1 pseudogene is annotated in these 548 nt (G+C 79.7%); it reads right to left on the bottom strand.

Features of this window, described 5'->3' with window-relative positions:
* Window positions 1-548, bottom strand: a pseudogene (locus GPJ59_RS38340) (DNA helicase RecD); the annotation flags it as partial.

Below are 548 nucleotides of genomic sequence, written 5' to 3'. Positions count from 1 at the left end.
CGGCGGGGGAGCGGGGGTCCGGCGGGCGGGCGCGGGCGCCTCGTCGTAGTACACGGCGGGCTTCTGCCCGCTCTCCACGGCCCGTACGGCGGCCAGCAGGTCCGCGGCCGTCCCGCTGAGCTTGGCCCCGGCGTCGATCGGCTCCGTCCGCTCCGCCTTCCGCCGCGCGATCCGCTCCCGCTCGACCTTCTGCGCCGCCAGCTCGGCCTCGGCCTCGGACAGCTGCCCGGCCGCAGCCTCGCCACCTTCCGCGGCCCCGGCCCCGCCCTCGGCGCCTTCCGCCTCCGTGGCTTCGGCCGGAGTCCCGTCGGCCTCGCCTTCGGGTCCTTCCGCAGCCGCAGTTCCGGCCTCGGAGCCCGCCGTTTCCTCGGCCTCGCCTTCGGCGTCGTTCGGCGCCGCTGCCTCGCCATCGGCAGGCGTCCCGTCGGCGTCGCCTTCCTCGTCGGCCGCAGCGTCGGAAGCGTCGTCCGCGCCTTCCCCGGCCGCGCCGGGCCCGTCCGGAGCCGCGTCCGCGCCGGGCCCGTCCGGAGCCGCGTCCGCGCCGGGCC

The sequence above is a fragment of the Streptomyces bambusae genome (assembly GCF_019400985.1).
GTDB classification, from domain to species: Bacteria; Actinomycetota; Actinomycetes; order Streptomycetales; family Streptomycetaceae; genus Streptomyces; species Streptomyces bambusae_A.
The sequence above is the reverse complement of the archived record's forward strand: the minus strand, read 5'-3'. Positions and strand labels throughout refer to the sequence as shown.